The following is a 1,247-nucleotide window of genomic DNA, read 5'->3' as shown; positions in this document are numbered from 1 at the left end:
GCGATCTACTCCTGCTGGGCGCCGGGCGGCGCGGCACACCACAGGTGGGGGAAGTCGTTGTCGTGGTGACCATTGGGCCAGAGCCACGCGAAGGACTTCTTGTCGCGTACGAACCAGGCCGGCGTGCCGTGGCTTAGGCGCTCGGTGACCTCGGGGAACGCCGTGCAGATGTCGCGCAGCCGCTGCTCGTCCACGGTCGTATTCTGCCCGTTGTGCTGCTCACGACGGAACGTCTCGTGTTGCGCCGCTTCCGTGCGTCCGATCAGGAGGCGTTCGCCGCGTACCGGAACGATCCGGAGATCGCCCGCTATCAGGGCTGGGGCACGGTGACCACCGCGGCCGACTTTTCTCGCGGCGAGCCGGACGAGCCGGGCTGGTTCCAGTACGCGGTGGAGCTGGTCGCCGAGCGGCAACTGATCGGCGACGTGGGCGTCAACACGCACGAGAACCGGATGCAGGCGTCGATCGGCTACACGCTGGCGGCGGCCCACCACGGGCGGGGCTATGCCACGGAAGCGGTCCGCGCGATCCTCGACCACCTGTTCCGGGTGCGTGGCCTGCACAAGGTGTCGGCCGAGTGCGATGCCCGCAACACGGCGTCGGCCCGGCTGCTGACGCGGGTCGGCTTCACGCAGGAGGGCCACCTGCGCTCGCACACCTGGATCAGGAACGAGTGGACCGACGACCTGCTCTTCGGCCTGCTGGCAACGGAATGGCTCGGCGACGGCGCTCGGTGAGTGCCGCACCCGGCCGGGCGCCGCGACGCCGGCCCTGCCGTGTGGCGGAGCCGGCGTCGCGATGCAGCTGTCAGCCCTCGTAGTGCAGCCAGACCGTGCCCAGGGGCGGGACGCGCAGCGAGGCCGAGGCGTTCATGCCGTGCCACGGGATCTCCTCCGCATGCACCTCGCCGAGGTTGCCGACGCCTGATCCTCCGTACAGCTCGCTGTCGGTGTTGATCACCTCGCGCCACACGCCCGGGCGGGGCAGGCCGATGCGGTAGCCCTCGTGCGGGACCGCCGCGAAGTTGACCACCGCCGCCAGCATGTCGCCGCTGGGGGAGAGGCGCAGGTACGAGAACGTGTTGTGCTGGCTGTCCTCACTGGTGATCCAGCGGAAGCCGCTCGGCGACGTGTCCTGCGTCCACAGCGCCGGAATCTGCTTGTAGACGCCGTTGAGGTCCTGCACCAGGCGCCGGATGCCGCCGCCCTTGGACTCGTCGTCCAGCAGCTCCCAGTTGAGGCCGCGCT

At 69.9% G+C, this 1,247-nt stretch carries 3 protein-coding genes; 1 reads left to right on the top strand and 2 read right to left on the bottom strand.

Annotated elements, in window-relative coordinates; all coding sequences use genetic code 11:
* Positions 1–5: 5 nt before the first annotated feature.
* On the bottom strand, positions 6–194 hold the full coding sequence (locus AB0M20_RS44390) for an MmcQ/YjbR family DNA-binding protein (RefSeq protein WP_364307600.1): 189 nt from the start codon (positions 192–194) through the stop codon (positions 6–8).
* Between the two features lie 18 nt (positions 195–212).
* Here AB0M20_RS44390 and AB0M20_RS44385 point away from each other — a divergent pair, with 18 nt between their 5' ends.
* Positions 213–737, top strand: a complete 525-nt coding sequence (locus AB0M20_RS44385) for a GNAT family protein (RefSeq protein WP_364307598.1) — start codon at positions 213–215, stop codon at positions 735–737.
* Between the two features lie 70 nt (positions 738–807).
* Here the strand turns inward: AB0M20_RS44385 and AB0M20_RS44380 are convergent.
* On the bottom strand, positions 808–1,247 hold a 440-nt coding region (locus AB0M20_RS44380; protein ID WP_364307596.1), incomplete at its 5' end, for an alpha amylase C-terminal domain-containing protein.

This window comes from Actinoplanes sp. NPDC051633 (assembly GCF_040681735.1).
Lineage (GTDB): Bacteria > Actinomycetota > Actinomycetes > Mycobacteriales > Micromonosporaceae > Actinoplanes.
The sequence above is the reverse complement of the archived record's forward strand: the minus strand, read 5'-3'. Positions and strand labels throughout refer to the sequence as shown.